Source organism: Alcanivorax sp. 97CO-5, from assembly GCF_000524665.1.
Classification (GTDB): domain Bacteria; phylum Pseudomonadota; class Gammaproteobacteria; order Pseudomonadales; family Alcanivoracaceae; genus Alcanivorax; species Alcanivorax borkumensis.
This window is the reverse complement of sequence record NZ_KI965877.1, coordinates 347,046-369,464: the sequence shown is the minus strand read 5'-3', so window position 1 is coordinate 369,464 and position 22,419 is coordinate 347,046. Positions and strand designations below refer to the sequence as shown.

The window sequence follows — 22,419 nt, the reverse complement described above, 5'->3', positions numbered from 1 at the left end:
GTTCCCGCGGGCGCTATTATGCCCGCATCATTAAAGAAGGCATACTCCCACAAAGGCGAGGAAAGGAATTGTTGTTCCTATAGCAGCGCTGATTTCGCCGTTTACATGGGGTTGTGATAGATAAAACCGCGGAGCAAGGATGCGAATGTGGTTAACGACCGCCGCTATCGTGGCGGGTTGCTGGCTGGGTGTATTGTGGCCACTACTGGTGTTAGCGGTTGTTGCAGCGGCTGGGATGTGGCGCTGTCGGGCCCTGTGGCTTGTGTGGTTAATAATTGGTTACGGTTTTGGCGTTTGGCAGCTGAATATAGGATTGATAAAGCGTCTGCCCGCTGATCAGGATCGGGCCGTAGTTAGCCTGCAGGGCGAAGTAGTGGATGTCCCGGTGACTCATCGTGAGTTTCGTTTTGGTCGCTGGCAATGGCGCCAGCAAATACTTTTTTTGGTGTGGGGAAGCGAGGAGTGGCCTGGAAAGCACCAAGTCGTGCTTAATAGCTATGCGCCGCCTGTGCTGCTGAGTGCGGGCGATCGGGTGAGGCTAACGGCGGAACTGAAGGTGCCGCGTGGCCTGTACAACCGCTTCGGTCCTGATCGCAGCCGTTCTGACCTCTCCGCGGGGATAGATGCCCGCGGTACCCTTAAGCAGATATCAGTGGAGGGGAATAACCGCGGTATTGCTGCCTGGCGTGAGCAGTTGTCTTACCGTGTGGAGGAGCGGGTCAGTGGTTCGCCCCTAGGCCAAGCAGTACTTCCTGCTCTGATCGTTGGCAATCGCTCCGGGCTGGAGGCTTCGCTGTGGCAAGCCTTCCAGGTAACGGGAGGCGCCCATCTATTGGCTATTTCCGGCCTGCATATCGCTATTGTGGCCGGCTGGTTCTGGTGGTTGGGCCGGGTGGTGTTTGCCCCGGTTCTTCAGGCGTTGATGCCGGTATTGCGGCGATACTCTCAGCAGCATCTGGCTTGGGTGCCAGCTCTATTAGCGGCAACGGGGTATGCCGCATTGGCGGGATTTAGCCTTCCTACGGTGCGGGCATTGGTCATGCTGATAGTGGTGGCGTTGGCGCAGTGGTGGCGAGTGCCGATTTCGCTGGGGCGAGCATTGGCGTTGGCCTTGCTGGTGGTACTCATGATCATGCCGTTGGCGGCGCTGTCAGAAAGCCTGTGGTTATCCTTCGGGGCGGTGGCATTTATTGCCATGTTAACCCGCAGTCATGGTTCTTGGCGGTTAATCATACTGCTGCCTGTGGTAATGACGATGGCCAGCGCTGGGTTGTTTCATCAATGGACACCCAGCGCACCGCTGGCCAATCTTATATTGGTTCCCTTATACACTGTGTTGGTCATCCCGGCAGCCTTGCTCGGGGCGTTGCTGGACCAAACTTGGTTGCTGCAAGCGGCTGCGACAGGCGTGGAATTGTCTGTGTGGGTGATGACTTGGTTGGCGAACCAGGGGATACCGTCATGGCTCATGCTTCCTTCTACAGTGTCGGGCATTGTGTTGATGTTTGGCTTGATGCTTCTGCTGATGCCATTTGTTCCTTTTCCCAGACGATTGTTGCCGTTCTGTCTATTACCCTGGCTGACACAGCAACCAGAGCCTCTGGCGTCGGGGGAGTGGTCGCTGACCGCTTTCGATGTGGGGCAGGGGCTAGCGGTGGCAATACGAACCCGCGAGCATTTGCTGATCTATGACGCTGGGCCGTCCTGGCCGGGTGGCAGTGTTGCGGCACAGAGCATATCACCGTGGCTGTCTGTCACGGGGCAGAAGGTGGATCGCATGCTGATTAGTCATGGTGACAATGATCATGCTGGTGGCTTGCTAGACTTGCCGTCTGCGGTTGCCTTATTCAGTGGTGAGCCGCATCGAGTACCCGGTAGCCATTTTTGTCGGGCGGGGGATCGTTGGTCGTGGGATGGCGTCTCGTTCACGGTACTGTGGCCCCGAGAAACGGGTCTAAAGAGTAATGCGGCCAGTTGTGTATTGCATGTCGATGGCCCCTTTGGGTCCGTGTTGCTGCCCGGCGATATTGGCGTTCAGCAGGAATATCATTTGCTTGGAACGTTGCCTTCGGTGGACCTGCTGGTGTTGGGGCACCATGGAAGTCAGTCCAGTACTAGCGCCGCGCTACTGCGGCAGTTACAGCCGCGCTTTGCTATCGTCAGTGCGGGTTACCGGAACCGGTTTAATCATCCTCATCCAGCGGTGTTGGGTCGGCTGGATAGCGCTGGCATCACCGTTCTGCGTACCGACAGAGATGGCATGATTGTGTTTCGGCAGGGGGGCGCAGATAATGGCCGGCTTATAACAAAATGGCGGCAAGCGTATGCCCGGCCTTGGCATGGGCCGGCCGTTTGGCGTCTCTGGTAATGTGATTTGTGCGAATGGGGAGAAGTTAAGGTGCAGGATCTTGTGCAGTCCGGAGGCTGGATGATGCTTCCGATCTTGATCTGTTCGGTGGTGGCGTTGGCTATTGTGGTAGAGCGCTTCTGGACCTTGCGGCCCAGTAAATTGGCACCGGCGGACACCGTGCCCCAAGTGCAGGCGTTGCTCAAGCGCGGTCTGCTCAACGAGAGCAACCTGGTAAAATTGCGTGACAGCTCACCGCTAGGGCGTATTCTGGCCACTGGCTTGGCCAATGCCCGACATGGTCGCGAAATCATGAAAGAAAGTATTCAGGAAAGTGCCACGGGAGTGGTGCATGAACTGGAAAAATTTCTCAGCACGCTGGGGTCTATTGCGGCCATTACCCCATTGCTAGGGTTGCTTGGTACCGTGGTCGGGATGATCGATGTGTTTGCGGCCATCATGATCCACGGTACCGGTGATGCGGCACAGTTGGCTGGCGGTATTTCTCAAGCATTGTTGACCACTGCTGCGGGCTTGGTTGTAGCGATTCCGGCCATTTTCTTTCATCGCTTCTTTGTACGTCGGGTGGAAGAAATCACTGTTGAGTTGGAGCAAAGCGCTGTTCACGTGGTGGATCTGGTGCACGGTGATCGTGAGGCAGAACCGGGGGACAAGGCGTGAAATTTCCCCGGCCCAGCCAGGAGGAAATTAGCGTTAACCTAACACCTTTGATTGATGTGGTGTTTTTGCTGCTAATTTTTTTCATGGTATCGACGACGTTCGATGATAAAACGCAACTGTCGATTACCCTGCCGGAAGCGGACGGGGTTCCCTTAGCGCAGATAAATGATCAGGTTGAAGTGACCATTACCTCCACCGGCGATTACTTGGTGAACGGTGAGAGGCTTACTGCCAGTGACAGCAATAGCCTACGCACTGCATTGTTACGGCTAGGCCAGGATAAAGTGAACTACCCCTTACAAATTTACGCGGATGCCAATGTGGCCTATCAAGCGGTCGTGCGTGTTTATGACGTGGCCGGGCAACTGGGTTTTGTTAAGCTATCGCTCACCACTCGCGAATCTCCTAACGAGGCACAATGAGTCAACCTATTCCCCCTGAGGACGTGTGGCCAACCTACAAGCGGCTACTGAGTTATGTTCGTCCTTACTGGTTTATGCTGGTTATCAGCGTTATTGGCTATGCGTTATATGCCGGCGCGCAAGCCGGGGCTGCCCAGCTGGCAGGGTATCTTGGGGATACCATTGTTAACCCAACGGATGCGCGGGTCTTGATCGTCTCTATTGCTCCTTTAGTGCTGGTGCTCTTCCAAGGGCTTGGCCAGTTCATGGGCAGTTATTCCATGAACTGGGTAGCTCAACAAATCGTCTACGTATTGCGCAATGATGTGTTCGAGCATGTTCTGAAACTTCCCCAGTCGGAATACCATCGCAACGCTTCCGGGCGCATCATGTCGAAGATTATCTTCGATGCCCAGCAGGTCACCAGTGCCGGTACGGATGCAATCATCGTGATTATTCGCGAAGGTCTGACGGTGATAGGGCTGTTCAGTTTTCTGCTATGGCAGAACTGGAAGCTGACGTTAATTCTGGTGACAGTGGTTCCTCTGATTGCACTGGTGATGAATATCACCAGTAAACGGTTCAGGAAAATTAGCCGTCGTATTCAGTCTTCCATGGCTAACATTACTCACTTTTTGGGTGAGGCCATTGAAGGCAGTGGCGAGGTGAAAATTTTTGGTGGCCAGGCTCAGGAGGCAGACCGTTTTCATAACGTAAGTCGTAGCTTTGCCAAACAGAACGTGAAACTCAACGCTAGCAAGATCGCAAGCACGGTGATCGTGCAATTGTTTGTGGCGGTGGGCATTGGCTTCATTACTTATTTGTATATTCACCTGATGGGTGAAGATCTTACGGTGGGGGGCTTTCTGTCTTATATCACCGCTGCCGGCATGATCCAAAAACCGCTCAAGCAGCTCACGGATGTGAATGTGAAGGTTCAGCGCGGTGTCACCGGTGCTGCCAGTCTGTTTGAGCTGCTTGATACTGAGCAGGAAACGGATACGGGTACCTATACTGTAGCGACCAAGGTTGACGGCAATATCGACTTTGAAGGGGTGAGCTTTGGTTATGATCCGGCCTCACCGGTGGTGCGTCAGCTCAACTTTTCGATCAAGGCCGGGGAAACTGTGGCGCTGGTGGGGCGCTCCGGAGCAGGTAAAAGTACCATTAGCGCGATGCTGCCGCGCTTTTTTGATCCAGACCAAGGCCGTATTTTACTTGATGGTATTCCCTTGCAGGAGTATCAGCTGAGCGAGTTGAGAAACCAGATTGCGATGGTGAGTCAGCGAGTTGTTCTGTTTAACGACAGCGTGCGTAACAATATTGCCTACGGTGAGCTACGCAGCTCAGACGATGCGTCCATCATAAAAGCGGCAAAGGACGCCCATGCCTGGTCCTTTATTGAGCAGCTTGAACATGGCTTGGATACCTTGTTGGGCCAAGACGGTGTGCAATTGTCCGGTGGTCAGCGTCAGCGCATTGCGATTGCGCGGGCGTTGCTCAAGGATGCCCCGGTTTTGATTCTTGACGAAGCGACCAGTGCACTGGACTCTGAGTCCGAACACCATATCCAGCAGGCGCTGGAGCAGGTGATGCAAGGCCGCACTACCTTGGTCATTGCCCATCGCCTGTCTACCATTGAAAAAGCGGACCGCATTATGGTGCTTGATCAAGGCCAGTTGATTGAGCAGGGTTCCCACCAGCAATTACTGGAAAAAAACGGGCTGTATACGCAAATGTACCGGATGAACTTTTCCGAGGAGTAATCGGGCGACATGGGGTCACTGAGCGAATGGGTTCAACAGGGTTGGTATAAGGGCAGTCCCTGGCTGGTTCCACTACGGCCTTTGTCGGCACTGGTGTCGTTTGAAGCTAGGCGCCGGCTACAACGGTTCAGAAAACAGCGACCGCGTCCTCCTGTGCCGGTATTGGTGGTGGGTAATATCACTGTGGGGGGGACAGGCAAAACCCCGTTGGTAATCGCTCTGGTAGAGGCTGCCCGCTCCAGGGGATTAAAGGTAGCAGTCGTATCGCGCGGGTTTGCGGGTAAAACTAACCATTACCCTCAGCATGTAACCGCTAGCAGCGATGCCTTGGATATGGGCGATGAACCTGTGTTGATTGCTCGCCGTACGGGCGTTCCGGTGGTGCTGGATCCTGATCGTCGTAATGCCCTGGATGTGGCTATCCGTGAATACGCCCCGGATTTGGTGATCAGCGATGATGGCTTGCAGCATTATGCCCTGCCGCGCAGCGCCGAAGTGGTGGTCGTGGATGCTCAACGCGGTCTGGGTAATGGGCGTTGTTTGCCGGAGGGGCCATTAAGAGAGCCTGCCACCAGGCTCAAGGAAGTGGATTTCGTTATCAGCACTGGCGGTGGCTGGGCCGGGGCTTATCCGATGATTATGCGCCCTTCAGGGGTCACCTGTCTGGCCGATAACCGTACCCTGACGCCTGATGATTTTCTGCGTCTTCATCCCCAGGTTCATGCGGTCGCCGGTATCGGTAATCCCAAGCGGTTTTTTAACCTGCTCAGTATTCTCGGTCTAAGTGCCACGCCTCACGTTTTCCCTGATCATCATGCCTACCAGCCGGCGGATCTGGCATTTACTGATGGGTTGCCGGTTTTGATGACGGAAAAGGATGCGGTGAAGTGCGCACCTTTCGCCGAGCCCCACTGGTGGTTTGTTCCGGTCACTGCGAGTTTGCCGGAAGGCTTGCTGGACCAGATGCTCGACCGAGCGCTAGGAAAAGAATAGCGACAAGCTTCATGCTGCAATGGGCCTTAGCTTTTGTTTTTAATTTGAAGTACGCAGTCCGTGCTCAATCCTTGGGCGAGACCCACGAAGCTTAAGAAACGATAGGCCTTTGCGAGTGTTGTGGCTTAATGCTTGGAGCTTGTGATAATGACGAGGTTTCAATGAGCTTTTACGTAGTTGTGCCGGCACGGTATGCGTCTACCCGTTTGCCGGGCAAGCCGTTGGCGGATATTGCCGGGAAAACCATGGTGGAGCGGGTGGCGCAGCGCTGCCAGCAAAGTGATGCTGATCAGATTTATGTGGCTACCGACGATCGTCGTATTGCCGATGTGCTGGGTGACACCGTGCCCGTGGTTATGACGCGGGAGGATCATCCTTCTGGGACAGATCGTCTTCAAGAGGTGGCTACAAAACTTGCCTTGGCCGACGACGACATTATCGTCAATGTACAGGGTGACGAGCCGTTAATCCCCCCTGCGGTGATCAATCAAGTGGCGGCAAACCTGGCGGCGAACCCGGACTGCCAGATGGCGACCCTGTGTGAAGCCATCGAAAATTCTGATCACCTATTTAATCCTAATGTGGTGAAAGCCGTCTTCGATAATAGGGGCAAGGCATTATATTTTTCCCGAGCGCCGGTGCCTTGGCACCGTGATGCCTTTGCCGATGGCCAACAAGATTTGTCGGGTGGGCAGTGGTGGAGGCATATCGGCATTTATGCATATCGGGTAGCTTTTTTGCATCAGTATGTGCAATGGCAGCCGGCGACACTGGAGAAGCTGGAGTCTTTGGAGCAGCTCCGCGCTATGGCCAATGGGGTAGCGATTCATGTGGAGCCTGCCTGTGAAGTGGTTCCTGGCGGTGTGGATACACAGACGGATCTTGAACGTTTGCGAGCCCAGCTGGGAGGCCAATAATGAGCGTGTCTGTGTTATTTGTTTGTCTCGGGAATATTTGCCGTTCGCCTACCGCTGAAGTGGTTTTTCGGACGCGAGTGAAGGCAGCTGGGCTTGAGGACCGTATTCACATAGATAGCGTTGGAACCGGTGATTGGCATATCGGTAAGGCGCCGGACCCGCGTACTCAAGAGGCGGCTTTGCGGCGAGGATATTCAATGGCGGCTTTGCGAGCACGGCAGGTCAGTCCTGCGGACTTTGCCAACTTTGATTGGGTGTTGGCCATGGATAACGCCAACCTGGCGGATCTTGAGGTTATGCGCCCGGCATCGTACCAAGGAACTCTCGCGCGGTTTTTGGATTTTGCAGACCACACTGGGGTGCAGGAAGTACCCGATCCTTATTATGGCGGCGAAGACGGTTTCGACACGGTGTTGGACTTGATTGAAGAGGGTGCCGATGGATTGTTGCGCCGTGTGCGGGAGCAGCTGTGAGCGAGTCGGTACCACCAACCCACACTTTCACACAGATCGATGATGCGGATTTGACGGGGCTGAACACCCTAGGCCTGCCGGCCCGGGCTCAACGTTTAGCTCGTCCGACTACTTTGGATGCGTTGTCTCAGGTCTTGGCAGAGCGAAATCCGGCTGAGCCGCTTTTTGTGATCGGCGAAGGCAGTAATTTGGTGATTTGCTCTGATCTGCCGGGCTTGACGTTAAGCTTAGCAATCGATGGCATGTCCCTGGTTAAGCAAGATAATACGCATGTGTGGGTCGCTGCGGGCGCGGGTGTGCATTGGGATGATTTGGTGGCCTGGACCGTGGAGCAGGGTTGGCAGGGGTTGGAAAACTTATCTCTGATTCCCGGCACGGTAGGGGCTGCGCCTTTTCAGAATATTGGCGCCTATGGTGTAGAGCTGTCACAGTTGCTTGAGCAGGTGACGGTGATGGATGTGGTTACCGCTCAAGTAACGCACTTTGCTGGCAATGAATGTGAATTTGCTTATCGCGATAGCCGTTTCAAAAGCCGAGACCGTGGCCGTTATATCATTACCGGCATTGAGCTGCGTCTGAATAAAATGCCGCAGTGTAATGTGAGTTACGGGCCGCTTAAGGCCCGCTTTGGGCACTTGTCGCAAGCAGATATTCTCCCCGCCGCGGTTCGCGAGCATGTGATTGCGGTGCGCCAGAGTAAGTTGCCGGCTCCTGATGTGTTGGCTAACGCAGGGAGTTTTTTTAAAAACCCGGTGGTAACAAAAGAGCGGGGGGATGCGTTAAAGAGGCGCTTTGCGGATTTGGTGGCGTATACGCAACCGGATGGTGTGAAGCTGGCAGCAGGATGGTTAATCGAGCAGGTCGGCTGGAAGGGAAAACGGTTGGGACCAGTTGGTATGCATAGCGAGCAAGCGCTGGTGTTGGTCAATCACGGTAATGCTACCAGTGCGGATGTCATTGCGTTGGCAGAGGCTGTGTGTGCTGATGTGCAGGAGAAATTTGGTGTTGCGCTAGAACAGGAGCCCGTGTTGTTGCCATAGAGGCATGGCGGTGGTTAATTCCAGCATATTATAGCTGGAGCAAAGAATGGACCCACAAAAAAGCCCGCTATAAAGCGGGCTTTTTTGTGGGTGGGATTTCCTCAGTCGTCTGAAGGAGATTCCGTTTGTTGCGCCTTGGCAGCGGCTTCCTGAGCAGCGAGCTGCTCACGGCGGCGTTGGCGCGGGTCGTTGCTGGCTCGGCCCTGTTCCGCGGCGGCCGGCTTAGCTTCTGCTTTGACGGCTTTCACTTCGGTGGCACGGCTGGGTAGCTCATTGCTGGCCGGTGTCGGTTTGGGCTTTTCTTCTACCTTGGGCGCCGGAGCGGAAGGGGTAGGTTTGTAGCCTGGAGAGCGCGGGTCATTGCTGGCACGGCTTGGTGCTGCCGGCTCGGCGGTGACCGGTTTTTCCTCTGACTTATTTTCTTCAGCTGGCTTGGCCGGAGCTGGAGTTTGGGTCGGTGCGGCTGTTGCCGGTTGAGCGGCTACTGGAGCGGCGTTGGTGGTTGCCGCTTGCTGTGGCGCAGAGGGCGCCGGCTTGTCGTCAGTGCTGGCCGCTTTGGGGGTATCAGCTTTGGGCTGCTGAGGCGTGCTGTCGGCGGTCGGGGTCGGTTGTTCCTGCGCCGGAGCAGCGGTGGTGGTGTCGCTGGCTGTGGGCTGAGCGCTGGCGGGTTTGTCGTCCTCGACTTTTGGTGCGGCGGTGGTTTGCGCAACCGGGGCTTTGGTGACGGGCGGTTGTTCAGCAGCAGGTTGCTGTACCTTGGCCGGAGCAACGGTTTGTTCCTGCTTCGGTTCAGCTGCGGCTTGCGGTTGGTTGGTAACGGGTGATTGCTCGTTGAGCGGTGCCGTCTTGTCTGTCGCTGCCTTTTTGGGGGTATCGTCGCGCTTCGCTTGTGCGGAAGGTTCCTGCGCCGGTACCAGCTTGGTCGCCGGGTGACCTTCGTCATCCACTGGTGCCGGCTGTTCGTTGCGTGGCGGCTTAGGGGCCGCAGTGCGCTGAGCTTTGGCCGGTTGAGCTACGCCACCATCGCTGTTGTTAGCTTTGTTGGGGCGCTGTCGCTCGCGCAAGGGACGGTTGTCCTTGGCATCGGTGCGGCGGGGGGCTTTCGGGCCCTTGTCGCTGCTTTTGCCGTCGGCACCATCAGCGGCGTTATCCTGTTTACGGGTGCGCGGCTTGGCTCCTTCGCTTACCTTGCTATCAGGCTTGTTGTCGTTACGGTTACCGTTTCGGTTGTCATTGCGACCTTCGCCACGGCTGTCGTTGTTGCGATTGTTACGACGGTTGTCATTGCGACCACGGCGCTCGTTACGGTTGCCGTCATCCTTGGTATCGGCTCGGCCATCGTTGCGGTTGTCGGCAGCGCGATTGTCCGCTTGACGGTTATCATTCTTGCGACCGCTATCTTTGTCGTTTTGACGCTTGTTGCGGGTGTTGCGATTGTCGTTATCACCGGCTTTGCCGCCATCACGCTTGTTGCGGTTATCGTTCTTAGCGCGGTTATCGTTGTTATTACTGTCGTTGCGGTTGTTGCCGCCACGGCCACGATTGTTTTGTTGCTGGCGAGGCTTGTTGTCGCTTTTGCGTTGGGGGGCGTCTTTCTTCGCCTTGGCTGGTTTGGGTTCGGCGGTGAACACTTGAGCCAACCAAGAGAATAGGCGGGCAAGCAATCCCAGATTTTGCACTTGCGCAGTCGGGGCCGCGACGACCGGTTTGGGCGGCGGCGGGGCAGTATCCGGTGCCATTAGTCTGACGGCCGGCTCTTGGGTTTTAATTTCAGTGTCTTGAGCGGAAGCAATATCTGCATCCTTGGTGCCTTCCAGCAGATCCATCTCATGGCTCAGCTGGGTGGACGTTTGGTCATCTCGGATGCGTTCCACTTCAAAGTGGGGCGTGTCCAGGTTCTGGTTGGGGATAATGACTACCCGCACTTTGTGGTTCTTCTCAATGGCGCGTAGCGGATCACGCTTTTCATTGAGTAGGTAGGTGGCCACGGCTACTGGTACTTGGGCTTGGATTTCGCCGGTGCGCTCTTTCATCACTTCTTCTTCGATAAGACGAAGGATGCTCAGCGCCAGGGACTTCACATCACGGATGTGGCCTTGGCCATCACAACGCGGACAAACGATACTGGACGTTTCACCCAGGCTCGGGCGCAGGCGCTGACGGGACAGCTCCAATAAACCAAACCGGGAGATGCGGCCTAACTGGATGCGGGCACGGTCTGCTTCCAGGGCATCGCGCATGCGATTTTCCACGTCGCGCTGGTTGCGTGCCGGGCCCATGTCGATGAAATCCACCACGATCAGGCCGCCGATATCACGCAGGCGCAGCTGGCGGGCAATTTCTTCCGCCGCTTCCAGGTTGGTCTGCAGAGCGGTCTCTTCGATGTCTGCGCCTTTGGTGGCGCGTGAGGAGTTGATGTCGATGGACACCAAGGCCTCTGTCGGGTCGATCACGATTGAGCCACCGGAGGGTAACTTCACTTCCCGCTCAAAGGCGGTTTCGATTTGAGACTCAATCTGGAAACGGGAGAACAGTGGGGTTTCGTCGTCGTACAGTTTGATTTTGTGCTGGAAGTCCTGCATTACCTGCTGAACGAAACCTTGGGCTTCATCATAAACTTTCTTGGAATCGATCAGGACTTCGCCGATATCTTTGCGCAAGTAGTCACGAATGGCGCGGATGATAACGTTGGATTCCTGATAGATCAGGAAAGGTGCCTTGCGATCCTGTGAGGCATCGTCGATGGAGGTCCACAGTTTCAGTAGGTAGTTCAGGTCCCACTGTAATTCCTCAGCACTGCGGCCCAGCCCAGCGGTGCGCACGATAACCCCCATTTCGTCGGGGATGTTCAGGGCGCCTAGGGCTTCTTTCAGCTGAGCCCGCTCTTCCCCTTCGATACGGCGGGAAATGCCGCCGGCGCGAGGATTATTGGGCATTAGCACCAAATAGCGACCCGCCAAGCTAATAAAGGTGGTGAGGGCGGCGCCTTTGTTGCCGCGCTCTTCTTTGGCCACCTGGACAATAACTTCTTGGCCTTCCTTGATGACTTCCTTGATGTTAATGCGGCCCTGGATGTCCTTGGGGTCTTTTTGGAAGTACTGGCGGGAAATTTCTTTGAGGGGAAGAAAGCCATGGCGCTCTGCGCCAAAATCCACAAAGGCGGCTTCCAGGGACGGTTCTACCCGGGTGATCTTGCCTTTATAAATGTTGGCTTTTTTTTGTTCCCGCGTGCGGTGTTCGATATCCAGGTCATACAGACGTTGTCCGTCGACCAGTGCCACCCGTACTTCTTCAGGGTGAGTGGCGTTAATAAGCATACGTTTCATGGTGTTACCACAAGTTTGTGGTGGCATGAGGCAGGGCCGGGTATAACCGGTAGCAGACCAAGGGGAGTGCTGTGGCAGGCATGTCACGGGTAGGGCGGGCGCACGCTGAGCGTGTGGATCGCTTTCCTTGGTGATCGTATTGCCTGAGTTAGCGGCTCTCCGAGTTGTGTGCAATGTTTAGTGCGTAATCATGCTGGCAGTTGGCCAGTCTGTAATGCTTCACGCGATTGCCGTGGTTATCATCACACAGCAATGTGTAAACTCTTGTCTGTCTGTTTTCCAGGTCGTTTGACCAGCGCTGCAGGCCACCATCGTTAATGTTCAGGGCCCGTTTTCGGGCGCTGTAAATGGGTCTTCTGCAGCGTAAGCCCAGTTCCGTATAGGGTATTTCCCGTGTGGAAGGTGGGCCTGACGCTTTTTCTGTGACCGTGTGGCGGGCTCTGTCTTCATCGGCTGTAGCCGGAGAGGGCCGAACGGCGAATGTTCGCTGCGCGTCACCGTTGCCTATTTCAGGTCGACGCTTGACTATAGCAATAAAAGGCCAGTGGGATCAATCAGATAGATTGCTGGTATCGCTTGGTCAGATGCAGACATTTCCTCCGATCGCGCTTAGAATCGCGCCATGTCAGAAGATACCCCCGCAGCGAACAGGGTGACGTTTGTCACCATTGATGAAGGCCGGCACGGTCAGCGCCTGGATAATTTCTTGTTTACTCACCTTAAAGGTGTGCCCAAGTCTCGAGTTTACCGGATTATCCGGTCCGGAGAGGTGCGGGTTAACAAGGGGCGAGCCAAGCAGACCACCCGACTGTGTACTGGCGATGTGGTGCGTGTCCCGCCCATTCGCACCAGTGACTCCACCGCGCCTGCGGCGGTGAGTGAGGGCTTGGCTGAGCGTCTGCGCCGGGCCTGTGTCTATGAAGATGATCAGTTATTTGTTTTTAATAAACCTGCGGGCTTAGCGGTGCATGGAGGCAGTGGCGTCAGCCTGGGCTTGATTGAAGCGTTACGGGTGATGTTCCCGCAAGAGCGGGAGCTGGAGCTGGTGCACCGACTGGATCGCGATACCAGTGGTTTGATCATGGTGGCCCGTCGGCGCTCGTTTCTGCGTAAACTGCAGCGCTTGATGCAGGGCGGCCAGATTGAAAAACGTTACTGGCTTCTCTGCCAAGGGTTTAAGGGTAAGGAGCGCACGCTGGATGCGCCCTTATTGAAAATGATGAATGGCAATGAGCGTATCGTCAGAGTATCGCGTGAGGGCAAACCCTCTGTGACGCATTTTCGCCTCCTTGAGCGGTTTGCTCAGGCGCAGCTGGTGGAGGCTACCCTGGAAACCGGCCGCACCCACCAAATTAGAGTGCATAGTCAGTTTGGGGGCTTTGCACTGCTGGGTGATAGCAAGTACGGCATCGCTAAAGGGGAGGCGTTGTTGGCTGAAATTGGCCGCCGCCGGCTCTGCTTACATGCCCGAACTCTGGTTTTTGTGCACCCGAATACGGGTAAAAGGCTGACGGTTACCGCGCCGCTGGATGATGACTACGAGGCCATTTTGACTGCCCTGAGGAGCAAACCATGAGTGTTGTTCGCCCCTACGACCTGGTGATTTTTGATTGGGACGGCACAGTGATGGATTCCACGGGGCGCATTGTGAGCTGCATGCAGCTGGCAGCGGTGGACATGGCGTTGCCGTCATTGGCTGATTCGGTAGTTTGCAGCATTATTGGGCTAGGGTTGCCGGAAGCCATCGCTACACTCTATCCGCAGCTGGATGATGCTGGCATTGTTGCCATGCGTGATCGTTATGCGTTTCATTTTATTGCCGCCGAGCAGACACCCAGTGCCCTTTATCCGGCTGCTGAGCAGGTTTTGATTCACCTGCGTGAGCAGGGTCTTAAGCTGGCAGTGGCAACCGGAAAGAGTCGCAAGGGGTTGCAGAGGGTGTGGGGCAATACCGGCCTAGAACGTTATTTTGATGCTTCCAGATGCGCCGACGAAAGCCATTCTAAGCCGCACCCAGCCATGGTGCTGGAACTGCTGGAGGCGATGGCAGTGCCTGCTGAGCGGGCCGTGGTGGTGGGTGACACCACCTATGATCTGGAGATGGCCCGTGCTGCTAGGGTAGACCGCATAGGGGTGAGTTATGGTGCGCATCCAGTTGAGCAGTTGCTCCCATGCGAGCCCTTGGCGGTGATCGATCGTTTGGACCATTTGTTGCCGCTAGTGGGGTTGGCAGCGTCTGAATTTGTAATGGAGAGCGTATGACTATGAATAATCAGCCATCTTCTCAGCCCCCTCAGAATGAGCGGGAATGGAAGCTGATAGAGAAATTACTGGGCCAGGCCCAAGATGAGCAGCGTAAATCCCGTCGTTGGGGTATTTTCTTCAAGGTCCTGACCTTTGTGTATCTGTTTACCTTGTTGGTGATAGTGATTCCGGGCAAAACCGGTTCTGCTGTGACCATGGCGGAAGCCCATGTGGGGATCGTAGATGTGAACGGCGTGATTGCGCCGGATCAGGAGGCGAGTGCGGACTTGATCGTCACCGGCTTAACGAGAGCCTTTGAAGCGGAAAACACCACCGCCGTTCTATTGAAAATCAACAGCCCAGGTGGCTCACCAGTACAATCTAATCAGGTGTACAACGCCATCAAGCGGCTGCGGGCTGAATACCCGGAAAAGAAACTGTATGCGGCGATTACCGATGTGGGTGCCTCTGGGGCGTACTTTATTGCCTCCGCTGCAGATGAAATCTATGCGGACCCGGCCAGCATTGTAGGCTCCATTGGCGTGATCATGGCTGGCTTTGGGCTGGAGCAGGCGGCCGACAAACTGGGCGTGGAGCGCCGTGTGTTTACCGCTGGCGAAAACAAGGATTTGATGGATCCGTTTTCACCGGTGAAGCCAGCCCATCGCAAACACGTACAAACCATGCTGGATGATATTCATCAGCAGTTTATTGCGGCGGTGAAGAAGGGGCGCGGCAATAGGTTGAAAGTTGATGGGCATCCAGAATTGTTTTCCGGCTTGTTCTGGACTGGCGAGCGGGCTATGGATTTGGGTCTGATTGATGGACTAATGAGCCCGGGGCAGGTGGTTCGCGAAGTGGTAGGCGAGGAGGAGATGCTCAACTACAGTGCCAGCCGCTCTCCTATGGAAGAGTTTATTCGCCGTTTTGGGGTTTCCATTGGCGAAGGCGTGGCTACGCAGCTGGGGTTGAGTGCATCGCCGGTGATTCGTTAATCATAATGGCGAGAAACGAGAAGAGACGCGTTCCGAAACCCCAAGGGCGTTCGGTTCCCGCCTCTTCCCTTTATAGAATAGAGGCAGCTGGTTATAGGGGCAGCTGGACGCCTTCTGCAGCCAGAAATTCGGTTAATATAATTAAAGGCAGGCCTACCAGTGTATTCGGGTCGCGTCCTTCCAAGGCTTTGAACAGCACAATGCCGAGGCCCTCGGATTTGAAGCTGCCAGCACAATTCAGGGGCTGTTCGATGTCCACGTAGCGTTCAATCTGCGCTGGTTTCAAGGTGCGGAACTGCACATGGAAAGGGTCACAGACCACTTGGCTACGGCCAGTGGCGGTATTGAGCAGGCACAAACCCGTCAGGAAACTGACCCGCTTGCCGCTGGCGGCGCTGAGTTGACGAATAGCGGTGTCGCGGTCGCCGGGTTTGCCCAGTACTTGATTGCCAATAACGGCAACCTGGTCGGAGCCGATAATTAGCGTGTTCGGGTGTTGGTCTGCGAGGGCCAGCGCTTTTTCCCGGGCCAGGCGCATTACCAAGGCGGTAGGGCTTTCATCCTCATGCCGGGATTCGTCGATATCCGGGCTCTGGTGGATAAAATCCAGTTTCAGCTTGTCTAATAGTTGGCGCCGAAACGGCGATGAAGAGGCGAGTAACAGGGTAGGTGTCTGGTCAGTCATAGGGGTCTCCGCGCTTTGCGGGGGCAAGTGTAAGGATTATTTTTTCATGACGCACGAAAAACCCTGTTGACTCAGGTGTTTAGTGCCTCACATTAACTTTGACAGCGGGGCCTCGCGGCCCTAGAATTGCGCGCTTATGTTTTCAGGGCAACTGCCACAGTTCCTCGATCCTCGCAAATATGCGGATCAAGGTCGCATCGTTGAAGGCCAGCTTACCGTTGGAGACCTGCCACGCCTGCAGGAATACCGCGATAGCTTGGACCAGCCAGTAGCAATATCGCTGGCGTTCGATCGTGATGATGAGGGGCATCGGCGTATCGAGGGCGAGGTTAGCACCGTATTGGTGCTGCCATGTCAGCGCTGCCTGGAGCCAGTGAGTTATTCTATTACTGCCCATATCGATGTGGCGTTGGTTTGGAATGAGGATCAGGCCAAGGCATTGCCGGGGCGACTGGATCCTTGGTTGGTTGGCGAAGAACGCATGGTTCTTACCGATCTAATCGAAGAGGAGCTGTTGCTGGCTATGCCACTGGTGGCTCTGCATGACTCTTGCCCGACAGCTTTACCGCAGGACAGCGGTAAACCTGAGAAACACGAAAACGCGGATAATCCTTTTGCCGTGCTGGCCAAATTAAAAGGTCAAGGCAAGTAAATTCAGGCTGAATAAACGCCCGAGGAGCTCGAAATGGCTGTTCAAAAGAACCGTAAAACCCGTTCAAAGCGTGGCATGCGCCGCTCTCACGATGCGCTGCCTGCCGCTGCGCTGACTGAAGATAGCAACACTGGTGAAGTGCACCGTCGTCACCACATTTCTCCGGATGGCATGTACCGTGGCCGCCAGGTGATCAGTCAGGGTGATTCTGACGACGAATAAGTTGTATGAAAATGGGAGCTGCGGCTCCCGTTTTTCTGTGCCGGTCTGGCCTTGCGCTGCCCTTATTGTGCAGTAACAGCCCAGTTTCAGTGGCGCACTGAAATCCTCCTTCGGGAGGATTTTTTGTAAGTGGATTTGTGATTGAAGGCGGAGAATATGTTACCGCCGAACGTTTTTTGTCAGAATGCCTCCAAATTTGAATATAAGGAAGCAGCCCATGACGGTTGTGACGCTAGCAGTGGATGCCATGGGGGGCGATCACGGCTTGTCCGTAACAGTGCCCGCCGTGGCAGCCATGCTGTCTCGCCATGAGCACATGCACATTATCTTGGTTGGCCAACTTGAACCGTTAACTAGCGCCTTGTCTCAGGCTAATATCGCTGATCACCCGCGTATTACTGTTCAGCCAGCCACGGAAGTGGTGGCAATGGATGATCCCGTCGCCGTTGCTCTGCGGCAAAAGAAGGACTCGTCCATGCGTGTGGCCATCAATATGGTCAAGGAAGGGCGTGCCCAGGCAGCGGTCAGCGCCGGCAATACTGGTGCCTTGATGGCGGTGAGCCGTTTTGTGTTGAAAACCCTTCCCGGGGTAGATCGCCCCGCCATTTGTACGGCTATTCCCACGGCCAATGGCCATTGTCACATGCTCGACTTAGGCGCCAATGTGGATTCAGAGCCCGCGCACTTGCTGCAGTTTGCCTTGATGGGGCAGGCGGTGGTGCGTGCTGTTGATGGGGTGGAGCATCCTCGTGTGGCGTTACTGAATATTGGTGAAGAAGACATCAAGGGTAACGAACAGATTAAGGAGGCGGCAGGGCTGTTGCGTGAAGCCCAAGGTCTCAACTATGTGGGCTTCGTGGAAGGTAATGGCATCTTTTCAGGCGAGGCCGATGTGGTGGTGTGTGATGGTTTTGTTGGTAATGTCTCGCTAAAAACCATGGAAGGTGTAGCCAAAATGATTGGCAACATGTTGCGCCAAGAAATCAAACAGTCCTGGCTGCGCAAACTATGCGGCTTGTTTGCGTTGCCGGTGTTGATTGGGCTCAAAAAGCGCATGGACCCGGATCACTATAATGGCGCCAGCCTTGTTGGCCTGCGTGGCGTGGTGGTGAAGAGCCACGGTGGTACCAGCAAGGAAGGTTTTGCCTGTGCGCTGGAAGTGGCTCAGCTGGAGGCGCGCCGTAACGTACCGTCCTTGATTAGTGATGCACTGGGTCAGCCCGGCACTCACTAAATTATGCGTCGGGGCTGGCTGGCCCCGAATGTCTATTCATACTTTGTTTCAGGCCTGACCGGACAGCGAAAGCGAAAGCCGGCATACTGCGGCCTGCCTATTTTCAAGGGGATGTTGCATGTCCAAGACAGCCTTTATTTTTCCTGGCCAAGGGTCTCAGGGCCTGGGGATGCTCAGTGAGTTCGCCGAACGTCCGGCGGTGAAGCAAACCTTTCAGGAAGCCTCTGGTGCGCTGGATCAGGACCTCTGGGCGTTAGCCCAAGAAGGGCCAAAAGAAGCGCTCAATCAGACAGAAATCACTCAGCCTTTACTGCTGACCGCAGGCGTTGCCCTGTGGCGTTTGTGGGAACAGAGCGGTGGCCCACGGCCGAATGTGTTGGCAGGGCATAGCCTGGGTGAGTACACGGCGCTGAGTTGCGCCGGAGTCATTAATCTGGGTGATGCCGTGCGGCTGGTGCGTACTCGTGGCCAGTTGATGCAGCAGGCCGTTGGCCAGGGTGAAGGCAGCATGGCTGCCATTCTCGGGTTGGATGATGATCAGGTTCGCAGCGCTTGTGAGCAGGCAGCTCAGGGCGGCGTTGTTGAGGCTGTCAATTTTAATGCGCCAGGACAGGTGGTTATTGCCGGTTCAGCGGATGCGGTTGAGCGGGCTATTGCAGCCTGTAAAGAGGCTGGTGCGAAACGTGCCATGGCGCTTCCGGTCAGTGTGCCGTCCCATTGTGCGTTGATGAAACCTGCCGCTGCACAGCTTGCCGATACCTTGAGTGATACCCGTTTTCACGCGGCGGAAATGCCGGTGATCAATAATGTGGATGTGGCCATGGAAACGGATCCGGAGAAAATTCGTGATGCGTTGATTCGCCAACTTTATTCACCGGTGCGCTGGGTGGAAACCATTCAGGCACTGCAAGAGCAGGGTGTTGGTCATCTTTATGAGTGTGGCCCGGGCAAGGTTTTGTGTGGTTTGGTGAAACGCATTGACCGGGAATTGGCCGCTCGTCCGCTGGAAACAGAGGCAGCTTTCACGGCTGCTCTGCAAGGAGAATAAGCATGTCAGACAAGAAAGTGGCACTGGTAACCGGCGCTAGCCGGGGCATCGGCCGGGCGATTGCCGAACAACTGATTGCGAATGGTTTTTTTGTGGTTGGCACGGCTACTACTGACAAAGGGGCTGCCGCCATTGGCGATGCGTTGGGCGAAAACGGTGCCGGCAAGAGGCTTGATGTGGCAGACAAGACGTCGGTGGACGCCACCCTCAAGAGCATCAACGAAGAGTTTGGTGCTCCTTTGGTGTTGGTGAATAACGCGGGTATTACCCGCGATAACATCATGCTTCGGATGAAGGAAGATGAATGGGATGATGTGATCAATACTAATCTCAATTCCCTTTATCGTGTTAGCAAGGCATGCTTGAAAGGCATGACGAAAGCGCGTTGGGGCCGGATTATCAATATCAGCTCGGTGGTCGGCACCATGGGTAACGCAGGGCAAGCCAATTACGCGGCCGCTAAAGGCGGCGTAGAAGGTTTCTCAAGGGCATTGGCCCGCGAGCTTGGCTCACGTAACATTACGGTGAACTCTGTTGCTCCGGGCTTTATTCAAACGGACATGACAGAGGCGCTGCCAGAAGCCCAGAAAGAGGCCCTACTGCAGGGAATTCCCTTGGGGCGCTTGGGGCAGCCGGCGGAGATTGCCAGTGCGGTTGCTTGGCTGGCCAGTGAGGGCGGTGGTTATGTCACGGGAACCACTTTGCACGTCAATGGGGGCATGTTTACCGGGTAGCTCAAAAAGTGGGCACCCGAGGGTTTCTGGGAAGGCTGTCTAATTGACTGTTTTTGCAGAAGAAAATATTTGGAAAAACTTCAAGGAAAGGCATCGGTCTAGTCGGCTTGCAACCGCAAACAGCGTTCACCTAGAATAGCCGCTGACAGGTGCTAGCACACCATTAATCAGGAGAGTAATACGATCATGAGCAGCATCGAAGAACGCGTAAACAAAATCATCGTTGAGCAACTGGGTGTTAAGCCGGAAGACGTAAAATCAGAAGCGTCCTTCGTTGAAGATCTGGGTGCAGACTCCCTGGATACCGTTGAGCTAGTGATGGCCCTGGAAGAAGAATTTGAAACCGAAATTCCGGATGAAGAAGCTGAGAAAATCAGCACCGTCCAGTCCGCTGTGGATTATATTAAAGCACACAGCTGATTTCGGTTGATCGAATAACAAAAAAGCCGCAGGTTCAATGAGCTTGCGGCTTTTTTGTGGCCAGAATATTTGCCGTAACAAGTGACGTTTTCTTACATTACGGCAGCCAGTTAATGGGCCGGTTGTAGTAGTCTTGTTGCATTAAGGCCTTTAAATGGCGCCAAAAAACATGGATTTGGGAGGTATTGGGTGACGTCACGTCGAGTCGTTATTACAGGGTTGGGAATGCTCACGCCGCTTGGAGTCGATGTGGCTTCTACTTGGGAAGGCATCAAGGCGGGTAAAAGTGGCATTCGCAATATCGAGCACTTTGATACGGAGCGCTTTGCTACCCGTTTTGCTGGCCTGGTGCCTGACTTTGATATTTCCGAATACTTGTCCCCCAAAGATGCCCGCAAGATGGACATTTTTGTTCAGTACGGTTTGGTGGCGGCTATTCAGGCTGTGCGTGATGCGGGCTTGGACATGGAAAAGGAAGACGCCGAACGCGTTGGTGCCGCTATTGGCTCGGGCATTGGAGGCCTCACCTATATCGAAGAAAACCATCGTAAACTGCTCGATTCCGGTCCGCGTAAGCTGTCGCCCTTCTTTGTGCCCGGCACCATTATTAATATGATCGCAGGTAATCTGGCGATCATGTACGGGATGAAAGGGCCGAACTTTGCCACGGTAACAGCGTGCACCACAGGCACCCACAATATAGGGTTTGCCGCCCAGCAGATTATTCTGGGGCAGGCGGATGTGATGGTTGCTGGCGGGGCAGAGAAAGGATCTTCACCATTGGGAGTAGGTGGTTTTGCCGCTGCACGTGCATTATCTACTCGTAACGATGACCCACAAGCAGCTAGTCGCCCCTGGGACAAGGATCGCGATGGCTTTGTGCTGGCTGATGGCGCTGGTGCGGTTGTGCTAGAAGAGTACGAGCACGCCAAGGCCCGTGGTGCCACCATCTATGCGGAGCTGGTAGGTTTTGGCATGAGTGATGATGCATACCACATCACTTCTCCGGCAGCGGGCGGCGACGGAGCCATGCGTGCCATGCGCAACGCCCTGCGCAATGCCGGGGTTGAGCCGGATCAGGTGGATTACATCAATGCCCACGGCACCTCCACGCAAATGGGTGATGTGGCCGAAGCGATGGCGGTGAAAACCCTGTTTGGTGATCATGCCTACAAATTGGCGGTGAGCTCCACCAAGTCCATGGTCGGGCATTTGCTGGGTGCGGCGGGGGCCGTGGAAGCGATTTTCTCCATTTTGGCCATGCGTGATTCGGTGGCTCCGCCTACCATCAATCTGGATAACCCGGATGAAGGGTGTGACCTGAACTTCGTGGCAAATCAGGCTCAGGAACGCACCATCAACTACGCGCTGTCCAATTCCTTTGGTTTTGGTGGTACTAACGGCACCTTGCTGTTCAAGAAGGTGTAATGCCACTAGACCCCCGTGATCGCGGCCTCGCTTACGGAGATGGTGTGTTTGAAACCGTGCGAGTGACCGCCTCCGGCAAGTCGCCATTGTGGGCTCGCCATCGCGCCCGCTTGTATGGCGGGCTACAAACGCTGGGCATCGCACAACCCTCCGAGTCTACATTGCAGGCAGCACTGGATGCTGGCGTTGCGGCGCTAGGTGGCGAGCCGGGGGTAGTCAAACTCACGGTTACCCGTGGCGTGGGAGGCAGGGGCTATTTGCCACCGCAATCGGCGCAGCCTACGGTTCTGTGGCAGACGAGCACTTTGCCAGAGTGGTCTGAGCGACAACGCCGTGAAGGGTTAGCGCTGGGATTGTGCCAGACTCCTTTGTACCCTGATCCGTTGGCGGGCTACAAACACCTTAACCGCCTTGCACAGGTAATGGCCCGCCGTGAAGTGGCACAGCAAGGGTGGGACGAAGGATTGCTACTCAGCACCCGTCGTCAGCCCTTGGAGGCTACGTCCATGAATCTCTTTGCCCGCTTCGCCGATCACTGGTGGATGCCTGATTTGGCTGCAGCGGGTGCCGGTGTGGAGGGCGTTATGCAAGGCCACTTGCGTGATACGCTGCGCCATGGCGGTGAAAAAGTGGTCTGCGATCTGCGGCCACTGTCACAGCTGCGTACTGCCGAAGGCCTGTTTTTGTGTAACAGTGTTGTCGGCGTGCTCGCGGTGCGTAAACTGGCGCAATGGCATTGGCCGGTGTTGGCATCGGTCCGGGAACTGCAACAGTCGACAGAAACCTTTTTGGCCGGCTCACTGAAGGGCTAAT

General features: G+C 55.3%; 21 protein-coding genes. 19 read left to right on the top strand and 2 right to left on the bottom strand.

From position 1 onward, the window contains the following. Positions 1-145 precede the first annotated feature (145 nt). The 8 genes from Y017_RS01675 (at position 146) to murB (ending at position 8,618) form a co-directional block, all read left to right on the top strand. Positions 146-2,368, top strand: a complete 2,223-nt coding sequence (locus Y017_RS01675) for a DNA internalization-related competence protein ComEC/Rec2 (RefSeq protein ID WP_231483328.1) — start codon at positions 146-148, stop codon at positions 2,366-2,368. Positions 2,369-2,398: 30 nt separating this feature from the next. After that, complete coding sequence (locus tag Y017_RS01670; protein WP_011588337.1) at positions 2,399-3,028, top strand: MotA/TolQ/ExbB proton channel family protein; 630 nt, start codon at positions 2,399-2,401, stop codon at positions 3,026-3,028. Beyond that, positions 3,025-3,450, top strand: a complete 426-nt coding sequence (locus tag Y017_RS01665) for a biopolymer transporter ExbD (protein ID WP_011588338.1) — start codon at positions 3,025-3,027, stop codon at positions 3,448-3,450. The genes Y017_RS01670 and Y017_RS01665 overlap by 4 nt, the downstream gene beginning before the upstream one ends. After that, positions 3,447-5,195 carry a lipid A export permease/ATP-binding protein MsbA gene (gene msbA / locus Y017_RS01660; RefSeq protein WP_035458442.1) on the top strand — a complete coding sequence of 583 codons (1,749 nt, stop codon included), beginning with the start codon at positions 3,447-3,449 and terminating at the stop codon, positions 5,193-5,195. The genes Y017_RS01665 and msbA overlap by 4 nt, the downstream gene beginning before the upstream one ends. Positions 5,196-5,204: 9 nt before the next feature. Beyond that, entirely contained in the window at positions 5,205-6,188 is a 984-nt protein-coding gene (gene lpxK, locus Y017_RS01655; RefSeq protein WP_011588340.1) for a tetraacyldisaccharide 4'-kinase, read from the top strand. Between the two features lie 161 nt (positions 6,189-6,349). After that, positions 6,350-7,105, top strand: a complete 756-nt coding sequence (gene kdsB / locus Y017_RS01650) for a 3-deoxy-manno-octulosonate cytidylyltransferase (protein WP_035458440.1) — start codon at positions 6,350-6,352, stop codon at positions 7,103-7,105. Then, a complete protein-coding gene (locus tag Y017_RS01645; RefSeq protein WP_011588342.1) occupies positions 7,105-7,578 on the top strand; it encodes a low molecular weight protein-tyrosine-phosphatase in 474 nt (157 codons plus the stop codon). The genes kdsB and Y017_RS01645 overlap by 1 nt, the downstream gene beginning before the upstream one ends. Continuing rightward, positions 7,575-8,618 (top strand): UDP-N-acetylmuramate dehydrogenase, encoded by a 1,044-nt coding sequence (gene murB, locus Y017_RS01640; RefSeq protein ID WP_051428675.1) that lies wholly within the window; start codon positions 7,575-7,577, stop codon positions 8,616-8,618. Before Y017_RS01645 ends, murB begins: the two co-directional genes overlap by 4 nt. 101 nt (positions 8,619-8,719) lie before the next feature. Here murB and rne read toward each other — a convergent pair whose 3' ends face one another. Next, the gene (rne, locus tag Y017_RS01635) at positions 8,720-11,944 is read right to left on the bottom strand and encodes a ribonuclease E (RefSeq protein ID WP_035458438.1); all 3,225 of its coding nucleotides are present in this window, start codon (positions 11,942-11,944) and stop codon (positions 8,720-8,722) included. A gap of 622 nt (positions 11,945-12,566) precedes the next feature. Between rne and Y017_RS01630 the strand changes: the two genes are divergently transcribed. Genes Y017_RS01630 through sppA form a run of 3 tightly spaced genes read left to right on the top strand, consistent with a single transcriptional unit; the run spans position 12,567 to position 15,183 of the window. Further along, entirely contained in the window at positions 12,567-13,520 is a 954-nt protein-coding gene (locus Y017_RS01630; protein ID WP_011588345.1) for an RluA family pseudouridine synthase, read from the top strand. Next, positions 13,517-14,206, top strand: a complete 690-nt coding sequence (locus Y017_RS01625; protein WP_011588346.1) for an HAD-IA family hydrolase — start codon at positions 13,517-13,519, stop codon at positions 14,204-14,206. Before Y017_RS01630 ends, Y017_RS01625 begins: the two co-directional genes overlap by 4 nt. Continuing rightward, a complete protein-coding gene (sppA, locus tag Y017_RS01620; protein WP_035458436.1) occupies positions 14,203-15,183 on the top strand; it encodes a signal peptide peptidase SppA in 981 nt (326 codons plus the stop codon). The genes Y017_RS01625 and sppA overlap by 4 nt, the downstream gene beginning before the upstream one ends. A 91-nt stretch (positions 15,184-15,274) precedes the next feature. Here sppA and Y017_RS01615 read toward each other — a convergent pair whose 3' ends face one another. Next, positions 15,275-15,868 (bottom strand): nucleoside triphosphate pyrophosphatase, encoded by a 594-nt coding sequence (locus Y017_RS01615; RefSeq protein ID WP_011588348.1) that lies wholly within the window; start codon positions 15,866-15,868, stop codon positions 15,275-15,277. 136 nt (positions 15,869-16,004) lie between these two features. Between Y017_RS01615 and Y017_RS01610 the strand changes: the two genes are divergently transcribed. The 8 genes from Y017_RS01610 to pabC all read left to right on the top strand — a co-directional run bounded on the left by Y017_RS01610 (position 16,005) and on the right by pabC (position 22,418). After that, on the top strand, positions 16,005-16,520 hold the full coding sequence (locus Y017_RS01610; RefSeq protein WP_011588349.1) for a DUF177 domain-containing protein: 516 nt from the start codon (positions 16,005-16,007) through the stop codon (positions 16,518-16,520). A 33-nt stretch (positions 16,521-16,553) separates the two neighbouring features. Continuing rightward, entirely contained in the window at positions 16,554-16,742 is a 189-nt protein-coding gene (gene rpmF / locus Y017_RS01605; protein WP_011588350.1) for a 50S ribosomal protein L32, read from the top strand. 217 nt (positions 16,743-16,959) lie between these two features. Continuing rightward, positions 16,960-17,976, top strand: coding sequence for a phosphate acyltransferase PlsX (gene plsX / locus Y017_RS01600; protein ID WP_035458434.1), 1,017 nt, complete (start codon positions 16,960-16,962; stop codon positions 17,974-17,976). 118 nt (positions 17,977-18,094) lie between these two features. Then, positions 18,095-19,024: an ACP S-malonyltransferase gene (fabD, locus tag Y017_RS01595; RefSeq protein WP_011588352.1), complete on the top strand. Its 930-nt coding sequence runs from the start codon at positions 18,095-18,097 to the stop codon at positions 19,022-19,024. 2 nt (positions 19,025-19,026) lie between these two features. Further along, positions 19,027-19,758, top strand: coding sequence for a 3-oxoacyl-ACP reductase FabG (gene fabG, locus Y017_RS01590; protein ID WP_011588353.1), 732 nt, complete (start codon positions 19,027-19,029; stop codon positions 19,756-19,758). Between the two features lie 186 nt (positions 19,759-19,944). Continuing rightward, entirely contained in the window at positions 19,945-20,178 is a 234-nt protein-coding gene (acpP, locus tag Y017_RS01585) for an acyl carrier protein (RefSeq protein ID WP_007149764.1), read from the top strand. Between the two features lie 189 nt (positions 20,179-20,367). Then, a complete protein-coding gene (fabF, locus tag Y017_RS01580; protein ID WP_035458431.1) occupies positions 20,368-21,606 on the top strand; it encodes a beta-ketoacyl-ACP synthase II in 1,239 nt (412 codons plus the stop codon). Beyond that, entirely contained in the window at positions 21,606-22,418 is an 813-nt protein-coding gene (pabC, locus tag Y017_RS01575) for an aminodeoxychorismate lyase (RefSeq protein ID WP_011588355.1), read from the top strand. Before fabF ends, pabC begins: the two co-directional genes overlap by 1 nt. Position 22,419 lies beyond the last annotated feature (1 nt).

Excerpts from the sequence above, each read along its gene's own strand:
- Y017_RS01675 (WP_231483328.1), top strand. The coding sequence starts at position 146 with ATGTGGTTAACGACCGCCGCTATCGTGGCGGGTTGCTGGCTGGGTGTA.
- msbA (WP_035458442.1), top strand. The coding sequence starts at position 3,447 with ATGAGTCAACCTATTCCCCCTGAGGACGTGTGGCCAACCTACAAGCGG.
- lpxK (WP_011588340.1), top strand. The coding sequence starts at position 5,205 with ATGGGGTCACTGAGCGAATGGGTTCAACAGGGTTGGTATAAGGGCAGT.
- kdsB (WP_035458440.1), top strand. The coding sequence starts at position 6,350 with ATGAGCTTTTACGTAGTTGTGCCGGCACGGTATGCGTCTACCCGTTTG.
- Y017_RS01645 (WP_011588342.1), top strand. The coding sequence starts at position 7,105 with ATGAGCGTGTCTGTGTTATTTGTTTGTCTCGGGAATATTTGCCGTTCG.
- rne (WP_035458438.1), bottom strand. The coding sequence starts at position 11,944 with ATGAAACGTATGCTTATTAACGCCACTCACCCTGAAGAAGTACGGGTG.
- Y017_RS01630 (WP_011588345.1), top strand. The coding sequence starts at position 12,567 with ATGTCAGAAGATACCCCCGCAGCGAACAGGGTGACGTTTGTCACCATT.
- Y017_RS01625 (WP_011588346.1), top strand. The coding sequence starts at position 13,517 with ATGAGTGTTGTTCGCCCCTACGACCTGGTGATTTTTGATTGGGACGGC.
- sppA (WP_035458436.1), top strand. The coding sequence starts at position 14,203 with ATGACTATGAATAATCAGCCATCTTCTCAGCCCCCTCAGAATGAGCGG.
- Y017_RS01615 (WP_011588348.1), bottom strand. The coding sequence starts at position 15,868 with ATGACTGACCAGACACCTACCCTGTTACTCGCCTCTTCATCGCCGTTT.
- Y017_RS01610 (WP_011588349.1), top strand. The coding sequence starts at position 16,005 with ATGTTTTCAGGGCAACTGCCACAGTTCCTCGATCCTCGCAAATATGCG.
- rpmF (WP_011588350.1), top strand. The coding sequence starts at position 16,554 with ATGGCTGTTCAAAAGAACCGTAAAACCCGTTCAAAGCGTGGCATGCGC.
- plsX (WP_035458434.1), top strand. The coding sequence starts at position 16,960 with ATGACGGTTGTGACGCTAGCAGTGGATGCCATGGGGGGCGATCACGGC.
- fabD (WP_011588352.1), top strand. The coding sequence starts at position 18,095 with ATGTCCAAGACAGCCTTTATTTTTCCTGGCCAAGGGTCTCAGGGCCTG.
- fabG (WP_011588353.1), top strand. The coding sequence starts at position 19,027 with ATGTCAGACAAGAAAGTGGCACTGGTAACCGGCGCTAGCCGGGGCATC.
- acpP (WP_007149764.1), top strand. The coding sequence starts at position 19,945 with ATGAGCAGCATCGAAGAACGCGTAAACAAAATCATCGTTGAGCAACTG.
- pabC (WP_011588355.1), top strand. The coding sequence starts at position 21,606 with ATGCCACTAGACCCCCGTGATCGCGGCCTCGCTTACGGAGATGGTGTG.